Source organism: Spirosoma daeguense (genome assembly GCF_054776875.1).
In genome coordinates this window covers 948422-968774 of the sequence record NZ_BAAHBF010000003.1, presented here as the reverse complement: position 1 = coordinate 968774, position 20353 = coordinate 948422, and the positions used below count along the sequence as shown (strand labels likewise).

Sequence of the window (20353 nt, the reverse complement as noted above, 5' to 3'; positions counted from 1 at the left end):
CTACCCTGAAAAAGAACGGTAAGGTGTTTCTAACCGCAAAGAGCACAGAGACATCGCTACAAGCCCCTGTGCTTTTACGATAAAGAAATTACTCCCGCTCGACGGTGCTGGCTCCGCTTGTGTTCTGACGTAGTGATGGTGAGCCCATATACCGAACTTTACTCGCGCCACTGGCATCGATCACTAGATTATCTGTTACGTTGACATGCGCTTTGCTGGCTCCGCTTACATTAATGGTACCGTTGCTGGTTGGGTAGCCAAATCCGTTATAAACCGAAGCTCCCGATAATTCAGCCGCTATGTTTTTTCCACTGCCCGATGCACGTAGCGAGGAAGCACCCGACAAATCCATAGTCAATTGAGTTGCCTGAACAGTAAATGTCCCTTCCGAAGCACCGGAAAATTTTACGTCCAGATTATTCAGCCCTGTAAATCCGGTTACGGTTGAGCGGACGGCTCCCGAAAAATCAACTCCACGTAGCGTCGGCATAGTAATCGCGAAATTGGTCTGGTATTTCCGGTTTCGAGAATTACGGTACTCGGCATGAAGCGTTCCATTCCGCACGTAAACATCCAGATCGTCCAGATTGCGTCGGTCACCTTCGGCAGAAATGCTGAAGGTAGCGCCCTGCTGCACGGTAACCTTAAAGGCGCTTCCCATTTCGAGTCGGTCAAAATTGGAGAACGAATACGTTTGGTCGTCGGCCTGATAAGGACCAACATCTTCACGTTCAAGCGAACATCCAGCAACTGAAAGCAAGAGAAATAAAGCAATCAGGCTCCGAAAAAAAGCGTTTGTGTGTGTCATGTGTATGTGTTGTTTATGGTTGGGCGTAGTACGTACTACGCTATTTACACCAATGACAACCCATTGTTGGTTCCCCCCTACGCCGTCAGAAACTTTTTTTCTTATTTACCGTAACGCAATCCGACATGGAAGCCAAACCAGCCCCAATAACGGTTCCCGAATACGTCGTTACGTGCCGACATGATAGGAATTGCAGGCCGAAGCGTTGGCCGCGTATAATCGTCGGTAGAGAAATACCAGTTGACCGATGGCCCAAACGTCAGTGCTACGTGTTGCGTGAGTTTGGTTTCGATGATCGGACTGAATCGTAATTGACTATTCCACTCTTCAGATGGTCGGTCGAAGTAAAACAGGTGATGATACGTTGCTTCCAGACCCAGCATGGTTCTTGGCGATAAGGAAAAGGCCGTGCCAAGTCCATAACCCGCCGTCATGCGTGGGCTGCCTTCGCGTTCGAAGCTGTAGCCTGCGGTTAGAATATTGTAAAACCGCCGGACGCCACTACGTACGGATACGTTGAGCAGATTCAGTTCGTCAGTACCGACTTCTACCCGAAAAAATCCACCTTTCCGAACGTAGCTAATCAAGCCAATCGGCACGGCACTTAACGAATCTGCTACGTTGATCAGGCCAATCTGGCTGCCTTTGGTAACAGTTCGGGCGCGGTTCAGAATACCAGCAATTTGCCAACCCGCTACGTCCTGATGCGTATAATTCACCAGTCCAGCCAATTGAACACCTTTAACGGACTTTGCTGCTACGTTCACCAAACCCGCAATTTGTGTTCCCACCACTTCATCACGAACAAAATTTACCAATCCGCCCATCTGAACGCCATTGACCGAATCGCCAACTGTGTTAAGCAACCCGCCAACCTGAACACCCTGAACCGATTGATTAACGTGGTTAAACAATCCGCCGAGCTGTACGCCATCAACTCTTCCCCCCACTACGTTAGCAAGCCCAGCCGCCTGAAAACCTGTTACGTTCGTTCGAACAATATTCATCAATCCGCCGAGTTCGAAAGCGCGGGTACCGAACGAATAACCAATCAGCGCATTTAATGAATATCGATTGCTGATACGTCCGCTCAGCCGGAGATTGGTGCCGATGGTTGGTAGAAACGACACTTGCCAATCGCGGTAAAGCGTATCCCGACTCAGGTTTATGTCGTGAACTGCCTGCTGTGCTGATACGAACAGTTTGGTAACGCCAGCCATACCCCGGTCAACAATCGATTCAGTCGGTTGGGTAATGGTATCGCCCACGGGTGTCGGTAATTCAACGGGCACTGTGGCCAGCGACGATTCTACGCTTCGGATCGTATCTTCTGTTACCCGAACCGGCAATGGCTCTACAATCGACAGTGGCATTGGCTGTGGTTTCATTCGAATACTCACCGAATGGGTTAACCGCGACCGAATAATGACCGTTTCGCCTAAATAATCCTGTTTCCGCACATCCAGACGTATTGAGGACTGGTTGGTCGGCAGCCGAAGACGATAATAACCGAAGGGGTTGCTGACAGTAGAAGCCAGTGTATTTTTCTCGAAAATACTAACCTGAGCAATACGTTGGCCGGTTTGTTCATCGAGAATGTAGCCATCTAGCATGAAGTTTTTTGGCGCTTCGTCAGGAATATCGGCACGTACCAGAATGATGTGATTCCCCCGTGATTTGAACACGACTTTATTCTGGAAAATCCGGTTCAACACTTCCCGAACAGGTGAGTTTACCAACCGCAACGTCACCGACGTATTACCATCAATACGGGCCGGATTATACGAAAACTCAAAACGACCAGCCTGGCTGATCTGGCGAAGAGCACTCTCCAGTTTTTCATTACGGATGTCGACCGAAATAACCCGGTCGAGCGGAGGTACCGATTGGGCCAGCAACGTAGTACTCAGGAAAAGCGAAAGAACTAAAATGAAGTAGCGCATGAATGTCATTAGCAGATGGTTTTTATAGTAGACAGTCATCTGCTACGTTCCCCCTATTTACTGGCACCCGTCGCCCTCTAAAATAATTTGTTTCCCCACGTAACGAACTCGTAATGTGAGCGTTTCAGCCGTTACGTTAACCACCTCATTCAGCGGCATATTATCGAAACGGGTGTTCAGCAGGCAATTTCCCAAACGAGCATTAGCCAATCGAACATCAGCTTTATAGAAAGCATTGATCGTCTGCACTACGTCGCGAAGTGGCTCATTCGTAAACACGAGTTGCCCTGTTTTGTAGGCAAACGTATTGGGCGTCACTGGTGCAACCCGACGTAACGTATCGGCTTTAGCGTCGAAAGTTGCCTGCTGGTTGGGCGTCAGCAAAACCGCTTTTTTAGGACTCGAAAAACGTACTTTGCCTGTCCTGACCGCTACGTTCACATTGGCATCATAGGCTCGCACGTTAAATGAAGTTCCCAAAACCTGCACCACCGTCGATTGTGCCTGAATCCGAAACGGGTGTTCAACATCGGGCGCTACGTCGAAGAAAGCCTCGCCGGTTAACGTGACCTCGCGCACGTCGTCGGTAAAGCTGGTTGGGTAACGTAACGTAGAGTGACGATTTAGTACAATTGTTGTTCCATCGGGTAAGGTTTTACTGATTTTCTGGTCGGCGGCAACCAGTGTCATTACTTTCTCGGCTGCGTATCGCTGACTCATAAACTGAATCCGGTACGCCATCCAGCCTAAACTTAGTAGAAGAACCAGCACAGCGGCAATTCGCATTATGTTTCGACGCCAGTCCGGTATCTGTTGAACAGTCGTTATAGGCAAAGGTTTTACAACTGATGGAGAATCAGTCATTTCTTCTCCCCCACTGTGCATTTTTCGCTGTACTTTTTTCCAGGCAGCATCGGTATCTACAGGCTTCGTGTCAGGTCGGGATGCTTGCCAGATCTGTTCAAATTTGGCGAAATCGTCGTGTGTTGGCTCCTGTAAACCAGCATTCTGACTAATAAGCCATTGCCGCACCCTAGCCGATTCGGCCGGGTCGGTTTCGCCCGCCAGAAACTTGCCCAGCAAGGCATCGTCTATGGGTTTTTGTTCGGCCATTTAGTTAATGAATGATATAAAATGAATAATGAAGAATAGTGGAAGTAACTTGGTTACATTGTCCATTATCCATTCTACATTATTCATTAGTAGTATAACCGGCAAATAGTCGCTCAATTCAGTACGTAAGATACGTAATGCTTTACCAATCTGATTTTCAACTGTTTTAATGGAAATCCCCAGTCTATCAGCAATTTCGCCATACTTCAATTCTTCGAATCGGCTTAAGGTAAACGCCAACCGACATTGCTCCGGCAGTTTCTGAATTGCCCTCTGTAATTGATCGGACAGTTCATCGCTTATCACGGCCTGTGCGGGTGAATCGGCCACCGTTTCCCCGGCATACTGCACATATTCGCGATGCTCGTTTCGAACAGATGCATGTTTAATTCGATTAAGGCAACGGTTGTGTACGGCTCTGAACAGGTACGACTTTAGCGAAACGGTAATAATCAGTCCGCTACGTTTTTCCCAAAGTGCCAGAAACATGGCCTGCACTTCTTCTTCGGCATCGTCGGGGTCTGCCAAAAGCTGCCGGGCATAGCGGCACAACGACGCATAGTGCTGCCGAAATACAGCTTCAAAGTCGCGTTCGCTACCCGCCCGGATAGCGTCAATGACGTCATGCTCGGTTGGAGGCACGAGTTGAGTAGAGTAAATGGTAGGAAGTTGCAAAGCTATCATTTTCGCTGAACATCCGCTTGCTTATCAACAGGACAATTCAGCAAGGCTTTACCCCTACGCTGTGGAGAAATTATTTTTAACGTGGTGTTTAGATTGGTGATATAGACTATTTAGGCAGAGGTTTACCACCCCCAACCAGAACGCTGGCCCGGCCCCTCCTGAATCAGGAGGGGCCGGGCCAGCGTTCTGGTTGGGGGTGGTAAATAGACTCATATAAAGTATCATAATCTACTTCTTCCATTACGTCACAAACATAAAATTGTACTTTTTATAGAATTTAAACATTTGTTTAAAAAAACTATTCAATTGTTTTGTCTGTTAAAGTAGGACAACATACTTTTGAGCGTTCAATGAAAACCAACATGAATTGTACCCCTTTCAAATCGACTGAAGAGAAAATCCGGGAAGCCGCAAAACGGGTCTTTCTGGAGAAGGGGTTCGATGGTGCTACGTCACGCGATATAGCCGATGCGGCAGGTATCAACATTGCGTTGACAAACTACTATTTCCGCAGTAAGGAGAAGTTGTTCATGAGCATTTTCGAAGAAATGTTTCAGTTATTCTTTACCGGAATTGCTGAGATCATGAACAAGCCCATCGGCTTTCGGGAGAAAATTTCGGAATTGATCGATCATGATTTCGAGCTTCTGAAGAAAAATCCTAGTCTGGCCATTTTCGTGATGAACGAAATTCATCGCAATCCTAACCGGATGGCTAGTAGCATTGAGGTGGTAAAAAAAATTCATCAGTCTCAATTTGAAACCCAGCTTCAGCAGGAAATAGATCGTGGTGCTGTGCGCCCGATCACCGCTATGCATCTGATGCCCTTGATATTCTGCAACATCCAGTTTCTGTTTATTGGCAAATCAATGCATATGAAAATGTGGCAGGTAGATGAAACAGGCTTCGATACATTCGCCAATGCACACAAAGAACTGGTTAAAGAACTGGTTTTGACCTATCTGTACGAGCACGAAAAGGTGACCTAAATTTTTTTGTCCCTATTTTAAACAAATATTTAAAATTTTTGATTAGTACAACCATTTAAAACAACTATTTCCAGAAATAATGAAAAATGCTCACTGGTACCTTTCTGCCGCACTATTATTGGCTAGTCCAGTAGTTAAGGCACAGGACCAAACACTGGAACAGTTGATAAGTAAAGCACTTACCAACAATTTCAATGTTCAATCAGCCAAGTTGGACGAGATGAAAACAGAGGCTCAGATTGCCGAAGTAAAAGCCAACGCTCGTCCTCAAGTCAATCTGGCTGGCGACTACAAACGATATATAAAAATTCCGGGACAGGTAGTTCCTGCATCGGCATTCGGAGGCCCTGAAGGCACCTATACCGCCCTTGCTTTTGGCTTGCCCTATAATTTATCGACGAGTCTTCAGGCCAACCAGCAGTTATTCAATCAGTCGTTGATGATTGCTACCAAAGCTGCCAAAGCCAGTCGCGATCTTTCGGCGCTGCAAACGCAGAAAACCAAAGAGGACGTAGCGTATGACGTATCGGCAACGTATTACAATCTCCAGACCACAGCTCAGCAAATTGCCTTCCTACGTAATAACCTATCTGCTACCGAACGGCTGATTCGCATAACCGATTTACGCCGGCAAAATCAACTGGCTCAAGGCATCGATGTTGACCGGTTACAGCTTAGCCAAACCTCTTCCCAAACGCAAATCGAGTCGCTTCAGGCTACGTATAATCAGTTGCTGAATGCACTTAAATTCCTGACGGGAACCGCCCAAACGGATTCACTGTCGGTTCCTACCGCTATCGTAGAAACAGTTCCGGTTGCGCCAAGCAACGAATACACAATCAACCGCACCGATCTGCAACTGGTGGAGCAACAACGTGCCATCAATGAACTTCAGCTACGTAACATCAAGGCTGGTTTTGTACCGACGGTTTCGGCTTACGGTGTAGCCAATAGCTCGGTATATGCCATTGGCGGCAATGACTCATACATCAAGAACATTCCCGGCTATTGGCTTGGTTTACAACTAAACTGGAGCATTTTCGACGGATTAGCCCGTAAGGCCAAATTGAGCCAAAACCGGATTGATGATCAAAAATTAGACGTTCAACTTAGACAGGTTCGCGAATCGATTTCGATGGACGTAGCGAATTCACGCAATAAATTTCTGGTCGAACAGCAGAACTTATCCACTACCCGCAGTCAGGTTCAACTAGCCGAAAAAGTATACACCCAAACGCAGCTTCAGTTTAAGGAAGGCACGGTCGATATAACCGAAGTTGTTCAGGCCGAAAACGCGCAACGTGAAGCGCAGAATAATTACCTCACTACCCTTGTCAACTTACGGACTGCCGAACTGAACTGGAAAAAAGCAACCGGCAGCCTGATCAATCGATAACTCAACCTGTTGTTCGCTACCAACCACGTAGCACTACACAATACAACCGCAATTCTATTCTGTCAAAAGTTATGAAACGAATCGTCATATTGCTCGCCTTAGTTGGCACGCTGGGTCTTACCGCCTGGACCCTCATCAGCAATAAAAAAGAAGTTGAGGCAAAAGTTTACAAACCCAATCCCGATCAGAAAGTCGGTGTTCGGACCGCTGTAGCGGAACTACGTAGCATGTCGCAGGAGTCATCGTTTCTGGGTTCATTCTCACCGAACCGGGAAATTGAAGTCCGTCCGATGGCCAGCGGTCAGATTACGTCGTTGCCAATCGAAGAAGGTCAGTACGTTGGTACCGGCAAACTGATTGCCAAAATTGATGATGAACAACTACGTTATCAGGTTGAAGCCGCACAGGTAACACTGGAAGGTTATCAGAACGATCTGAAACGTTATGAGAATCTGGTAAAAGGCGACGCTACGCCTGCCGTTAATCTGGAACGTACCCAGTTAAGCATTCGCTCCACACAGGCCCAGATCAAACAGCTTCAAAAGCAAATCGCCCAAACAACCGTTTCAGCTCCGTTTTCGGGTATCGTGACTCAGAAAATGGTTGAAAAAGGATCAGTTGTATCGGCTGGTTCACCGCTCGCCAAAGTGACGGATATTTCGTCGCTGAAACTTGTTGTCGATGTTCCTGAAAAAGCCATTAACCAGTTCCACATGGGCCAGAATATCTCGGTTAGCACGGAAGTGTATCCCCAAACACAATTCTCGGGTCGCGTTACATTAATCGGTGCCGAAGGTAATGCCGCGCATAACTATCCCGTCGAAATCACGGTGCAGAACTCAGGTAAAAATATGCTACGTGCCGGTATGTATGGTACCATCGCCAACACGAACAACCTAAAAGGCCAAACGCTGGCGATTCCTCGTCAGGCCATTGTCGGTTCAGAAAAACAGCCACAGGTATACGTAGTGGAAAACGGAAAAGCTGTGTTGAAATCGGTAGCGATTGGCGCAACCACCAACGATTACTACGAGATCACGAAAGGCTTGAACACGGGCGACCGTGTGGTTACGAGCGGACAAATCAACCTGCAAAATGGCACAGCCGTAATGGCGCAATAAGTTAAAGAGCGAAAGACCGGGCCGCCGTTGCGGTGAATGAGCGAAAGTGCGAAATGATAGTGCAACTTTCCCTCGGTCACTTTTCGCTCATTCACACTTTCACTCTTTGAAAAATGAAATTTGTTGAATCCCTCATAAAACGCCCCTCGGTCATTATCGTGCTGTTCGCGATTCTGACAATTGGTGGTCTGTTTTCCTACAAAATGCTCAGTTACGAGCTGATGCCAGAGTTTTCGGTACCCGTCGTAACCATTACAACGGTTTATCCGGGTGCTGCACCATCGGAGGTTGAAACGGAAGTTAGTAAACGTATCGAAGACGCTATTTCAGGGCTGGATAACCTCGACGACGTAAAGGCGATGTCGATGGAGAACGCATCGGTTATTATCGTTCAGTTTAAACCCGGTACCGACGTTGATTTAGCACTGGAAAATGCCCAGCGCGAAATTGACAAAATGGTCAGCGATTTACCCGACGATGCCGAACAGCCTTCGCTATCGAAAATTTCGCCCAGCGATCAGCCGATTATGCAGTTGCTCGCTACGTCGGATTTACCAACCGAAGTGTTCTACGAACAGATTGAAGACAAGTATCTTCCACAGCTTCAGCAAATTAAAGGCGTGGCCGATATTACGATGGTGGGTGGCGATAAGCGCGAAATCCGCATCAATGTCAACGACGATAAACTGAATTACTACGGTTTATCATTGCTTCAGGTCACGCAGGCCATTAATCAGGCCAATCTGGATTTCCCGACCGGGAAAGTGAAAAATACGAAGGAGAACATGACGCTACGTCTGGCCGGTAAATTCAGCTCGCTGAACGACATTCGGAATCTGGTTGTCGCCACTCCTCCAAACGGTAGCCCGATTCGGGTTGGCGACGTAGCAACGGTAACGGATGGTCTGACCGACCCAACCAGCATCAGCCGGTATAACGGACGCGATGGTATCGGTTTGTTCATCAAAAAGCAGTCGGACGCCAACGCGGTCGATATTAGCGAGGAAGTACTGGCCAAACTGGCTCTAATTGAAAAAGAGAACGCGAAAGACAAAGTCAATTTCGCCGTAGCCTACGACAGTAGCGTGTTTACGCTGGCGTCGGTAGAAGCCGTTACGCACGATCTGGTTCTGGCCGTCATACTGGTGGCCGCCGTTATGCTGCTGTTCCTGCACAGCTTCCGAAATGCGTTCATTGTGATGGTATCCGTACCGGCCTCGCTGGTGTCGGCGTTCCTGTTCATGTTCGTGATGGGTTACTCGCTCAACCTGATGACACTGCTAGCACTATCGCTGGTAATCGGTATTTTGGTCGATGACTCGATTGTGGTACTCGAAAACATTCAGCGACATCTCGAAATGGGCAAAAATCGCTGGCGGGCCACTATCGACGGGGTTAGTGAAATCGGGTTTGCGGCTGTTGCTATTACGTTGGTGATCGTGGTTGTGTTCGTGCCAATTACGTTGGTGAATTCGGTTATCGCCGATTTGCTACGTCAGTTTTCGTTAACCGTAGCGTTTGCTACGTTGGTCAGCTTGCTGGTCAGCTTTACGCTAACACCCTGGCTGACTTCCATGCTGGCCAAGCTCGAACACCTTAACCCAAAAAATCCATTTCAGGCATTTCTGCTCTGGTTTGAAAAAGGATTGACGGCACTAACCAATTGGTATCACAGCAGTCTCGAATGGGTGTTGAGCCACAAGCTAATCTTTAGCGGTATGTTGATTGCGTTATTCGTTTTCACCGGCTGGGTAATGAGTCTGGGAATCATCGGTTCGGAATTCGTAGCACAGGGCGATCAGGGTAAGTTTTTATTGACGCTGAAGCTGGATAAAAGCGCATCGCTTCAACAAAACAACCTGACATCCAGAGCCATCGAGAACTACCTCCGCAAAAAACCTGAAGTACAAAGTATTTTTGCCAACGTAGCAGGAGCTAGTACGGGGATGCAAAGTACTGGTCAGGGCGAAACCAACCGAACAGAGTTAACCGTTCAACTGGCCGACGCATCGGAACGTCCTAATCATACCCCAACGGAGAAATACATGATCGACGTTCGGCAGGAGCTGGCCGAACAGTTTCCGGCTATCGAGTTTAAATCGTCTATCATTGGCATGGTCAATTCGGGGGCGTCTCCAATTGAGATTTTCCTGAGTGGCAACGACGTGAATCAGATCATGGATGCCGCGCATGAGTTAGCCAATCGAATTCGTAAAACACCCGGAGCCAACGACGTTAACGTATCGGTTGAGTCTGGAAATCCAGAAGTAAAAGTTGAAATCGACCGGGAGAAAATGGCCAAATTAGGGCTGAACATTCAAACGGTGGGCGGTACGTTGCAAAACGCATTTGCCGGTAACGACGATTCTAAATTCCGGGATGGTGGCGAGGAATACGACATTCGTGTGATGCTGGATGCGTTCGACCGTAAAGATCCAAACGACGTTAAAAACATCAACTTCTTTAGCCCAACCGCCAATCGTTCAGTACGTCTGGCCGAATTTGCGAACGTATCACTGAGCAATGGACCATCGTTGCTCGAACGGAAAAACCGTCGTTCGTCGGTTACCGTAACGGCCAATACGTTAGGAACAGGTTCTGGTACGTTGATCGCTGTTATTCAGGCTGATCTGGCTAAAAATCCGCTACCATCTGACGTAACAGTTAGCTGGGGTGGCGATGCCAAAAATCAGAGTGAAGGATTTGGATCGCTGGGTATTGCCATGCTGGCCGCTCTGATGCTGGTTTACTTCATCATGGTGTTGCTCTACGACAGCTTTGTGTACCCATTGGTGGTCTTGTTCTCCGTACCCGTAGCCGTGATTGGTGCCTTGCTGGCACTGGCACTTACCTCGTCGAACATCGGTATTTTCGCCATGCTGGGTATGCTGATGCTGATCGGACTTGTAGTGAAAAACGCCATCCTGATTGTCGACTTTGCGAATCAGCAGAAAGCGCAGGGCGTCCCCTACCGTAAAGCGATTCTACACGCTGGCGAAGAACGTTTACGTCCGATTCTGATGACGACCATTGCCATGGTAATCGGTATGATTCCGATTGCAACAGCGAGTGGCGCTGGTGCAGAGTGGAAAAACTCGCTGGCCTGGGTGCTAATTGGTGGACTGACCAGTTCAATGGTCCTGACGATCTTCCTGGTGCCTGTGGTTTACTACGTTGTCGACCGGATTCAGGAACAGTTTAGCAAACGTTTCGCTAAGAAAAAAGAAAGCGAGCTGCTGGTTGAAGAAGCTGTATAGCGATTTATGGTCTGTGATTTATGATTCCCTGCGATAACGTAGCAATTATAATTCACAGACTATAAGCAATGAATTATTTTACTAATGCTAACATTCACAATGATATACTCTGAAATTAATACATCTTTAGAAGATATTCTTTCCAGTATGGGAATCCGCCCAACTGCTCTGACAGATAACGTACATTTTATGCGGGATCTGGGTCTCGACTCACTCGACGTGACGGATCTTATAATGCAAGTTGAAACTCGTTTTGGCATCCGAATTCCCGACGAAGACGGGGCCAAACTCCAAACATTCGGGCAATTGAAAAACTATCTTGCTAGCGAAATGGTACTTGAGTCATGAGTCACGAGATTACATTTCATCAACTTCAGGACGTTATTCGTCAACGTCTGTTTGTTCCACCCAGTTCGGTCCGGCTGCGCAGGCTGAGTTTGCTCATCGACCAGATCAACCTCAAATATGGCGCTTTGCCAATCAGGGATTTCGTACCGATTGGCACGCCCGAAAAGAATGGGCCTCGTGGTGTTACACGACACGGGTAGTTGATCTGGTCAAGGTTAGTAAAGGAGCAGGATACTAAACTCCTGTTCTAGGAGAGTCGGTGTATACTGTTTATCAAAACTCATGGTAAGAAATCCATAAAACCATTATAATTAATTGTATATAAGGCTCTTAATAAATTAAAGAGAAAAGACTTTCAATGATTTCCCCTGTTAATCAACTCAATCGCAATTGTTCAACAACCGATTTTAGTTCCCATCCATACCCAACATTTTTCACTCGTGAGCGGGCTAAAATTCTAAAACTGGTTTAACCCATTTTTCTATACCAGTTGATTTCGCGACCACAGACCACCGCTGGGCGGCCCCGCCGGTTCTACTACCAATTGACCGCGCCACGGTGGGCATCTCCCTATCATAGAGGAATGAAGATAAATCGCTCCGGCGAAACGGAAAAATACAGCGGTCAGTCACTTTCTAAATCAACTGGTCAGTCGCGGGGAATATTAGCGGGAGCGCCCTAGCGGTGGTCAATTTCACCAGAAATACCAATACTATAGGATTATGTCCTTTTAGGCATCACTCCCCTAGTTACTTTCAATAGTGTGATTTTAACCGGTCTTAGCAGCGTATCTATTCGAACTTATAATACAGTAAGTCAAGTGGCCATTGTGAAATAGGCCATTTGTCTGAAAAAGAGTTGCAAATTCTCATTTATAACGGCTTTATATATATTATATAAAATTTTTTGTATCAATATATTGCACCATATAAAGAATTATATACACTTATCGCAAGTTAATCATGACAACTACTATGAAAGCTTTTCTCCTTTTAGTAAGCCTGATTTGCCTGAAGCCAAGTATGGTTTTTGGCCAAGATTCGACCAAAACGAATCGTTCTGAATTACTAGCCAATAAATGGGAAATTGGTATTGACCTATTATCCTTAATCGATAAATCAAAAGACGCATTTGGGTTTGTTGTCAAGCGAAATTTTAATGCCAATAATGGGCGCAAAGCTATCCGCTTTAAAGTACTTCCTCGAACGCTTTATTCTCCCGGCGCAACACTCAATGAAAATAACTCATCATTTTTTGTAGCGATGGGATATGAACGTCAAAAATTAGTTGGGCGGTTCTCGGTACTCTACGGGATTGAGCCCTTTTTTCAATACAGTATTGTCAAGATTAAACAAGTTTCAAATGGGGCACTAACCCTTCAGCAAACAGATACAAAAGTAGGGCTAGACGGGTTCATTGGTGGCCGATATTATATCAATAATCATCTATCAGCTACCATAGAAACCCATCTGGTATACCAATATAGGTCTACCGAAGGTGAGTCAGGTACTGTTCGATATTCGGGCGATTACAACCAAGTTTTTATTAATCCAATCCATGCCTTGTATCTAAGTTATCATTTTTAACAGTTAACCTTTAATCATATAACACCATGAAAACTTCTATGATTAATTTGTTCAACGTCGCATTTTTATGCATTCTGTCAAGCTTTTACTCATACGCTCAGACCGTTTCCGTCCGAGATGCAAATGGTGATTATCTTTCCGATGTACCCCCACTGACTGGTATCTCGTATCTCTTGTACGCCCCTAGCTTGAATGTTACCGGTTGTAATGTTGACTGGGAAACGATTAATTGTGTGGATTGGTCAGACGGTGTAACCATACCAGGTCCCGGTATTACCTACACGTTTAAGTGGAAGAATGTTTCGGGCAATGCATCCCTAAAGGGTACCTTTAAGGATTGTAACACGTCAAGCACAAATGGAAAACGGCCACGTTGTCTGTTCCCATTCGTCATTTGGGTCCACTTGGCAACATAGCGGTTAACAGTAATTCCACAAATCCTCAAGGAGCTGATTGCGGCAACCAAACGCTCAATTTTTCAGTAGGTGCTTCTGCTAATGCGACTGGTTATATCTGGGATTTTTCTAATTTGTCCGGTTGGACTTATTCGGGAAGTGGCACGTCTGTTACTGCTTATACAGATGCTGCAAGCGGAGGAACCGTGCGTGTTACGTCCGTTAGAAGTGATGCTCCTGAAGTAACTCAGACAACAACTATAGATATTGTAAGACCTAATTTGGGTAGTACATTTGTTTCGGGAGATTTAGCAGCCTGTGTAGGACAAACACGATCTTATTTAGCCCATAATGTTCCGTCGGGTTCTTCTGTATCTTGGTCTGCTAGTGGAAACGTCTCAATTTCAAGCCAGTCAGCCACGCTGGCTAATGTAAGTTACAATGGGAATGGAAGTGGCACGATTACGGCTACTATAAGTGGATGCAATGCAACTGTAAATCGTAACCTATCCGTTTAGTCTGGGACACCTCAAGTAAATAATATCAATGCTGCAACGGAAATGTGCCTGGGAAATGGGGTATATATTCAATCAACGTCAACAGCAGCAAGCGGATACAGTTGGGTTATCACTAGTGGAAACAGCAGTAACGCCTATTTGAACGACTACGGGAATGGAAATGCTACGTTTAATAGTTATGTATCTGATTGTTATGGTTTACAATTAAATTTAACAAACAGTTGCGGCACTGTTAATGCGGGTGGATTTACCATCTGTGTCAATAATTGTTTCTACAGGCTTAGTGTGTATCCAAATCCAGCTTCGGATATAGTAATGGTTCAGTTTGACGAAACGAAAAATGCGGATGCGCTACCAGATGAAATAAAATTAGTAAGTGAGAAATCGACTCTGCCTGTCCGATCTATTAATGTTTAGGAAGTGTACACTAAAAAGGCGTTTAAAGACGGTAATAAGATAGAGATTTCTGTGAAGGAATTACCACGTGGTGTCTATTATTTACAGGTGATAAATCCCCGCCAGACAACCGACAAGCAAATCGAGTCGACACGCATTGTAGTAGAGTAGCCCGCCATTTAATGATTGCATGATTAAAGAGATTAAAGCTTGCCGTTGGCATGAAGAAGACCTACCATAAATTTATTTTTTACATGAAAAGCACCGATGCTAGCTAGCATCGGTGCTTTTCATGTAAACTCGGCTGGGTTAGCGGCCAATACAGGTATCGTTACAAAAGAACATATTCATCCAGAGTCTGATTTGCGGGGAAATCTGGGTTACAAAACCGGCGACATTCGTGAATTGATCGGATTAATAGCCCGTGATTTTTCAATCGAACTATCGGCAGATCACCTCACCGAATTCACCACCATCGACCAAACGCTGAAAATCCTGAATCAACAAACGCAGGATCAGCAGTCACACTAATTTCTTCAGGAGCCAGAAAAACGTAAAATCTCCAGCATCGAGTAGCGAAAGCGCTCGATGCTGGAGATTTTACGTTTTTGCGTACATAGATTCGTCACAAAGCGAGATGTTGCGAATGCACAGTTTCTTCATAAAAAATAGAAGCCTGTCGGTCAAATGTTTCCGTTGAATCGGTAGTCAGAAAAGTGCGCTGACCGTGTTTACTGCACTGCGCTTCAATTTCGGGATGACGTAGCAGATAATCGAACAGACTATCAGCTACGATACGTCCCTGACTCAGAATAGTTGTGTTGGTCGGAGCCACCTGTCGGATTTTGTCGATCAATAATGGGTAATGCGTACAGGCCAGCAGCAACGTATCGATTTGTGGCGAATTAGTCATCAGGTGGTCAATATGTTGCTTCACAAAATAATCGGCTCCCGGATGGTTGTATTCGCCATTTTCGACTAATGGCACCCACATCGGGCAAGCTTCTTGAAACACCGCTACGTCCGGAAAAAACTTCTCTATTTCAATCAGATACGATTCCGACGTAACAGTTCCTTTTGTTGCCAGAACCCCCACATGCTTCGTTTTGGAATAGTTTCCGATGATTTCTGCCGTTGGACGTATCACGCCCAAAACACGCCGATCAGGCGCAATTAAGGGCAAATCCAACTGCTGAATGTTACGTAGCGCTTTAGCCGAAGCCGTGTTACAAGCCAGAATAACGAGCCGACAGCCCTGATCGAACAGATGCTTCACGCATTCGAGCGTGTACTGGTAAACGGTATCAAACGAGCGGGTTCCGTAGGGCGTTCGAGCGTTATCACCAAGATAGACGTAATCGTATTGGGGTAATTTTTTAACTATTTCGCGTAAAATGGTCAGGCCGCCGTAACCTGAGTCAAATACGCCGATGGGTTGTGTAGTCATAATTACGTATCACTTACCAGCCTTCTTCTTTGCATCGTCCAGCATCGCATCCAGCGCTTTTCGGTCGTAAACCGTACCCCGCAAAATAACTGTATTGATTGCCTGCGTAGCCTGAATATCCTGCAACGGATTTTTATCAAGCAATACAATATCAGCACTTTTACCGGCGGTTATATCGCCAAACATTGCTTCTCTTTTCAGGAATTTTGGCCCTGGCAAAATAGCCGATTGCAAAGCCTGCAACGGCGTCAGGCCCGACTTCACAAACAACTCAAGCTCGTTGTGTAAGCCTAGGCCCGGATACACGTAGGAGTTCAGAAAACCAGCGTCGGTTCCGGCCATTATGGTTACGCCAGCCTTGTTCAAAAGAGGGAGCAGTGAAGCCGATTTTTCATAAACCGAATGACGCTCAGCAATAGCGTCTGGGCTATCTTTAGCCACCCGATTTACGCGCCAGGCATACGTATTTTTCAAACCTTGACCAATGTATTGCAGATACGTATCAGCCTGATGATTATCCTGATCCAGAAATGCAACTGTCCGACTGATGGTCAATGTGGGAACGACGAACGTACCGTTTTTCGCCATACGTTTGTAAACGGCCAACGCTGTAGCTTCATCAAAACTTTGTGCAATCATTGGCAAAGCAACTCGGGCAGTTAGCTGGCCCGTTCTTACCTTATCGGCCACTTCTTTATCACGCGTTGATCCTGCCTTCACTACGTAGCTCATGTGTTCGACAGAACCCAAGCCAGCCGCAGAAACTTCATCCATCGTAAGCGCAAACGGTACGTGCCCCGACGTTTTCATTCCCCGTTTCTTTGCTTCCTGCAAAATGTATAGGTAAATATCCGGCTTAATGGTGTTGTCGGTAATCTTTACAAAATCTACCTTCAGACCCTGTAACGAATCGAGCATTTTATCGACTTCAGCGGGCGTACTTACCTCAATATCACCCACCCAACTCGATTTGTACCCTTCCAGCTTTGGCCCTGATGTAAATAACGTAGGGCCTGCAAGCTCGCCTTTAGCAATTTGCTCACGCCATTGCAGCACCGATGGACTCAAGTCGGCAGCCGCATCCCGAATGGCCGTGATGCCATGAGCGATATAGAGTGGTAACAGGTTTTTATTTTCCTGAATCAACGTATCGCCACCGCCAAAATGAACGTGCATATCCCACAACCCCGGAATGATGTATTTACCCGTAGCATCGATTGTCTGTTTCGCCCGAAAATTCTTCTCCTGTGACGCATCGAACACACTGGCAATCGTTTTTCCCTGTATGGCAATGAGCTTATTCGTCAGAATTTTACCAGAACGAACGTCAATCAAACTGCCTGATTTGATCAGTACGTCGACTGACTGCTTTTGGGCGAATGTATCATGGATCAGAAATGAAAGAAACAGACAGGCAAATACGTGTCGCATGATATGTCGACTTTAGGCCAAGCGAATTGTATGTGGCCCCGACAGGCTCCGGCTGTCGGATTTGCCGGATGGTTTATAGTTAGTCGCTGACGCGACTCCGACAGCCGGAGCCTGTCGGGGCCACATACACGAGCCAAGCTGGAGCTTGATCCAGACATGTTTGCTAGCTCAGCAGTGCTTTCCCCTGTGCCAGAGCGGCATCCAGTCCCGATGAATCAGAACCACCGGCCGTTGCGAAGAACGGTTGACCACCCCCACCGCCTTTGATGTTTTTGGCAAGTTCTTTCACGACCTGACCAGCATTCAGATTTTTGTTCTGAATCAGCGAATCAGGCAACATGACAGCCAGTTGCGGTTTACCGTTAATATCGGCACCCAATACAACCGCCAGATTGTCGACTTTCGCTTTCAGATCATAGGCCAGTTGTTTCAACGCATCCGCCGATGGTACGTCTACTTTCTCAACCAAGCGACTGTGCCCGTTTACAACCTCAACTTTATCGAGCAGCTGATTTTTTATCTGCTGAACTTTCTCATTCTGAAGCGCTTCGACCTGTTTCTGCAAAGTGCTACGTTCTTCCAGCAATGCCTGAACCGCTTTCACTACATCCTTCGGCGCTTTCAGCAATTCTTTGAGTTCGGTAACAACGGCCATTTGCTCATTCACCAACGCTTCTGCTCCAGCCGATGTTTTGGCTTCTATCCGACGAACACCCGTCGAAACGGAACCTTCGCCTGTGAATTTAAACAAACCGATATGCCCCGTTGCGGGTACGTGCGTGCCGCCACACAGTTCAACCGAATAGCCCGGATCGAACGTAATAACCCGAACGAAATCGCCATATTTCTCGCCAAACAATGCGGTTGCACCTAACGCTTTGGCTTCCTCAATCGGTACGTTCCTTTTTTCGTCGAGTTTGATGTCTTCGCGGATTTTCTCGTTTACGATACGTTCCACTTCAGCCAATTGCTCGTCGGTTACTTTGCTGAAATGGGAGAAATCGAAACGTAGTGCGTCAGGACCAACGTATGAACCTTTTTGTGCTACGTGTGTACCAAGCACTTCACGTAGTGCCGAATGAAGCAGGTGCGTAGCCGAGTGATTGCTCGACGTCAGACCACGGCGCGACGTATTAATGACAGCGTAAACTGTTTCGGCCTGCGCTAGTAAATCATCGATTCCCGCTACGTTCTCCACAATGTGAATGGAAAGGTCGTTTTCTTTCTTCGTGTCGAGTACGGTCAAGGTACCAATCTTGTCTGAACCCACAAACAATTCGAGTACACCCGTGTCACCAATCTGACCGCCTGACTCGGCGTAGAATGGTGTCTTATCCAAAACCACCTGTACTTGCGTACCCTGCTTATTCTGAATCTTGCGGTACTTCACAATCTGGGCATACGCTTCTGGCTGGTCGTAACCAACAAACTCAACTTTGTTATCGAGTTCAGCCAGTTCAATCCAGTCGCCCGCCGATGCCTGTGCATCTTTGCGTGAACGTGCTTTTTGTTCCTGAAGCGATTTCTGGAAACCAGCTTCATCGATGCTTAAGCCTTTTTCACGTGCAATCAACGCGGTTAAATCAGCCGGGAATCCGAACGTATCGTTGAGTTCAAAAACGGTTTCACCGGGAATTTCCGTTTTACCATCGGTTGTTACCTGACCGATAATCTGATCGAGACGGCCAAGCCCGGTTCCTAATGTGCGCAGGAACGCAATTTCCTCTTCCCGGATAACCGTAGCTACAAAGTCGCGCTGGGCGTTGAGTTCGGGGAAAACCTCGGCAAACTGCATAGCCAACGTTGGCACGAGTTTCGTCATGAACGGCTCAGTCAGGTTCAGATACGAATAACCGTAGCGAATAGCCCGACGCAGAATCCGCCGGATAACGTAGCCTGCTTTGGCGTTGCTCGGCACCAGTCCATCGGCAATGGCAAACGAAACGGCCCGGATGTGGTCGGCAATTACGCGCATTGCTACGTCCGACATTCCCGTTCCCGCTTCATACTTTTTACCCGAAAGCTCTTCGATTACGTGAATCGTGCCCGAGAAAACGTCGGTATCGTAGTTCGATTGCTTGCCCTGAATAGCCATGCACAACCGCTCAAAACCCATTCCCGTATCAACGTGACGCGCAGGCAGTTCTTCGAGCGAACCATCGGCTTTCCGGTTGAACTGCATGAATACGTTGTTCCAGATTTCGACAACCTGCGGGTGGTCGGCGTTAACGAGTTCTTTACCCGACTTCAGCGCAACTTCGTCTGCCGAACGCAAATCAATATGGATTTCGGAACAAGGACCGCACGGACCGGTATCGCCCATTTCCCAGAAGTTATCTTTTTTGTTTCCGAGAATAATCCGAGACTCATCGCCAATGATTTCTTTCCAGAGATCCCACGACTCCTGATCGAAGGGTACGTTGTCTTTTTCGTCGCCCTGAAAAACCGATACGTAGATCCGGTCTTTCGGTAGTTTATAGACTTCTGTCAACAACTCCCACGACCAGTGTAACGCTTCTTTCTTGAAATAATCGCCAAACGACCAGTTGCCCAACATCTCGAACATGGTGTGGTGATACGTATCGAAACCTACGTCTTCAAGGTCATTGTGTTTACCCGACACACGCAGGCATTTCTGCGTATCGGCCACCCGTTTGGCCGGGGGCGTACCATTGCCCAGAAAAAAATCTTTAAACTGCGCCATACCCGAATTGTTGAACATCAGGGTCGGGTCGTTTTTGGCAACCAACGGCGCTGAAGCTACAATCAGGTGTTGTTTGGAGCGAAAAAATTCAAGAAAATGCCGACGTATTTCGGAAGAAGTCATTGTTATTAGTCGTTAGTCGATAGCTGCCAGTCGATGGCCACGAACCTCTCCTAACAGGCTAATGACCATTGACTATGAACTAGTCTTGCAAAAT

General features: G+C 46.8%; 16 protein-coding genes. 9 read left to right on the top strand and 7 right to left on the bottom strand.

Annotated features, from left to right (window positions below; translation table 11 throughout):
- Window positions 1-88 precede the first annotated feature (88 nt).
- The 4 genes from ACYVD4_RS12865 to ACYVD4_RS12850 form a co-directional block, all read right to left on the bottom strand.
- Window positions 89-808, bottom strand: a complete 720-nt coding sequence (locus ACYVD4_RS12865; RefSeq protein WP_460946144.1) for a head GIN domain-containing protein — start codon at window positions 806-808, stop codon at window positions 89-91.
- 101 nt (window positions 809-909) lie between these two features.
- Entirely contained in the window at window positions 910-2751 is a 1842-nt protein-coding gene (locus ACYVD4_RS12860; RefSeq protein ID WP_460946142.1) for an STN domain-containing protein, read from the bottom strand.
- A gap of 57 nt (window positions 2752-2808) precedes the next feature.
- On the bottom strand, window positions 2809-3864 hold the full coding sequence (locus ACYVD4_RS12855; RefSeq protein ID WP_460946140.1) for a FecR family protein: 1056 nt from the start codon (window positions 3862-3864) through the stop codon (window positions 2809-2811).
- On the bottom strand, window positions 3865-4548 hold the full coding sequence (locus tag ACYVD4_RS12850) for an RNA polymerase sigma-70 factor (RefSeq protein WP_460946138.1): 684 nt from the start codon (window positions 4546-4548) through the stop codon (window positions 3865-3867). It lies immediately after the preceding gene.
- A gap of 362 nt (window positions 4549-4910) precedes the next feature.
- Between ACYVD4_RS12850 and ACYVD4_RS12845 the strand changes: the two genes are divergently transcribed.
- The 9 genes from ACYVD4_RS12845 to ACYVD4_RS12805 all read left to right on the top strand — a co-directional run bounded on the left by ACYVD4_RS12845 (window position 4911) and on the right by ACYVD4_RS12805 (window position 15085).
- The gene (locus tag ACYVD4_RS12845; protein ID WP_460946136.1) at window positions 4911-5537 is read left to right on the top strand and encodes a TetR/AcrR family transcriptional regulator; all 627 of its coding nucleotides are present in this window, start codon (window positions 4911-4913) and stop codon (window positions 5535-5537) included.
- Window positions 5538-5616: 79 nt separating this feature from the next.
- The gene (locus tag ACYVD4_RS12840; RefSeq protein ID WP_460946134.1) at window positions 5617-6933 is read left to right on the top strand and encodes a TolC family protein; all 1317 of its coding nucleotides are present in this window, start codon (window positions 5617-5619) and stop codon (window positions 6931-6933) included.
- A gap of 71 nt (window positions 6934-7004) precedes the next feature.
- Complete coding sequence (locus ACYVD4_RS12835) at window positions 7005-8054, top strand: efflux RND transporter periplasmic adaptor subunit (protein WP_460946132.1); 1050 nt, start codon at window positions 7005-7007, stop codon at window positions 8052-8054.
- A gap of 113 nt (window positions 8055-8167) precedes the next feature.
- Window positions 8168-11311 (top strand): efflux RND transporter permease subunit, encoded by a 3144-nt coding sequence (locus ACYVD4_RS12830; protein ID WP_460946130.1) that lies wholly within the window; start codon window positions 8168-8170, stop codon window positions 11309-11311.
- A gap of 99 nt (window positions 11312-11410) precedes the next feature.
- A complete protein-coding gene (locus ACYVD4_RS12825) occupies window positions 11411-11659 on the top strand; it encodes a phosphopantetheine-binding protein (RefSeq protein ID WP_460946128.1) in 249 nt (82 codons plus the stop codon).
- Window positions 11631-11897, top strand: coding sequence for a DUF4113 domain-containing protein (locus ACYVD4_RS12820; protein ID WP_460946126.1), 267 nt, complete (start codon window positions 11631-11633; stop codon window positions 11895-11897). Before ACYVD4_RS12825 ends, ACYVD4_RS12820 begins: the two co-directional genes overlap by 29 nt.
- A gap of 736 nt (window positions 11898-12633) precedes the next feature.
- A complete protein-coding gene (locus ACYVD4_RS12815; RefSeq protein WP_460946124.1) occupies window positions 12634-13245 on the top strand; it encodes a hypothetical protein in 612 nt (203 codons plus the stop codon).
- Window positions 13246-13618: 373 nt separating this feature from the next.
- Window positions 13619-14158 (top strand): hypothetical protein, encoded by a 540-nt coding sequence (locus ACYVD4_RS12810; protein WP_460946122.1) that lies wholly within the window; start codon window positions 13619-13621, stop codon window positions 14156-14158.
- Between the two features lie 663 nt (window positions 14159-14821).
- Complete coding sequence (locus ACYVD4_RS12805) at window positions 14822-15085, top strand: hypothetical protein (protein WP_460946120.1); 264 nt, start codon at window positions 14822-14824, stop codon at window positions 15083-15085.
- A 94-nt stretch (window positions 15086-15179) separates the two neighbouring features.
- Here ACYVD4_RS12805 and murI read toward each other — a convergent pair whose 3' ends face one another.
- From murI to alaS, 3 genes are all read right to left on the bottom strand, one after another.
- A complete protein-coding gene (gene murI, locus ACYVD4_RS12800; RefSeq protein ID WP_460946118.1) occupies window positions 15180-16001 on the bottom strand; it encodes a glutamate racemase in 822 nt (273 codons plus the stop codon).
- Window positions 16002-16010: 9 nt separating this feature from the next.
- The gene (locus tag ACYVD4_RS12795) at window positions 16011-17432 is read right to left on the bottom strand and encodes an amidohydrolase family protein (RefSeq protein WP_460946116.1); all 1422 of its coding nucleotides are present in this window, start codon (window positions 17430-17432) and stop codon (window positions 16011-16013) included.
- Window positions 17433-17595: 163 nt separating this feature from the next.
- A complete protein-coding gene (alaS, locus tag ACYVD4_RS12790; protein WP_460946114.1) occupies window positions 17596-20259 on the bottom strand; it encodes an alanine--tRNA ligase in 2664 nt (887 codons plus the stop codon).
- Window positions 20260-20353 lie beyond the last annotated feature (94 nt).

Excerpts from the sequence above, each read along its gene's own strand:
- ACYVD4_RS12865 (WP_460946144.1), bottom strand. The coding sequence starts at position 808 with ATGACACACACAAACGCTTTTTTTCGGAGCCTGATTGCTTTATTTCTC.
- ACYVD4_RS12860 (WP_460946142.1), bottom strand. The coding sequence starts at position 2,751 with ATGCGCTACTTCATTTTAGTTCTTTCGCTTTTCCTGAGTACTACGTTG.
- ACYVD4_RS12855 (WP_460946140.1), bottom strand. The coding sequence starts at position 3,864 with ATGGCCGAACAAAAACCCATAGACGATGCCTTGCTGGGCAAGTTTCTG.
- ACYVD4_RS12850 (WP_460946138.1), bottom strand. The coding sequence starts at position 4,548 with ATGATAGCTTTGCAACTTCCTACCATTTACTCTACTCAACTCGTGCCT.
- ACYVD4_RS12845 (WP_460946136.1), top strand. The coding sequence starts at position 4,911 with ATGAATTGTACCCCTTTCAAATCGACTGAAGAGAAAATCCGGGAAGCC.
- ACYVD4_RS12840 (WP_460946134.1), top strand. The coding sequence starts at position 5,617 with ATGAAAAATGCTCACTGGTACCTTTCTGCCGCACTATTATTGGCTAGT.
- ACYVD4_RS12835 (WP_460946132.1), top strand. The coding sequence starts at position 7,005 with ATGAAACGAATCGTCATATTGCTCGCCTTAGTTGGCACGCTGGGTCTT.
- ACYVD4_RS12830 (WP_460946130.1), top strand. The coding sequence starts at position 8,168 with ATGAAATTTGTTGAATCCCTCATAAAACGCCCCTCGGTCATTATCGTG.
- ACYVD4_RS12825 (WP_460946128.1), top strand. The coding sequence starts at position 11,411 with ATGATATACTCTGAAATTAATACATCTTTAGAAGATATTCTTTCCAGT.
- ACYVD4_RS12815 (WP_460946124.1), top strand. The coding sequence starts at position 12,634 with ATGAAAGCTTTTCTCCTTTTAGTAAGCCTGATTTGCCTGAAGCCAAGT.
- ACYVD4_RS12805 (WP_460946120.1), top strand. The coding sequence starts at position 14,822 with ATGCTAGCTAGCATCGGTGCTTTTCATGTAAACTCGGCTGGGTTAGCG.
- murI (WP_460946118.1), bottom strand. The coding sequence starts at position 16,001 with ATGACTACACAACCCATCGGCGTATTTGACTCAGGTTACGGCGGCCTG.
- ACYVD4_RS12795 (WP_460946116.1), bottom strand. The coding sequence starts at position 17,432 with ATGCGACACGTATTTGCCTGTCTGTTTCTTTCATTTCTGATCCATGAT.
- alaS (WP_460946114.1), bottom strand. The coding sequence starts at position 20,259 with ATGACTTCTTCCGAAATACGTCGGCATTTTCTTGAATTTTTTCGCTCC.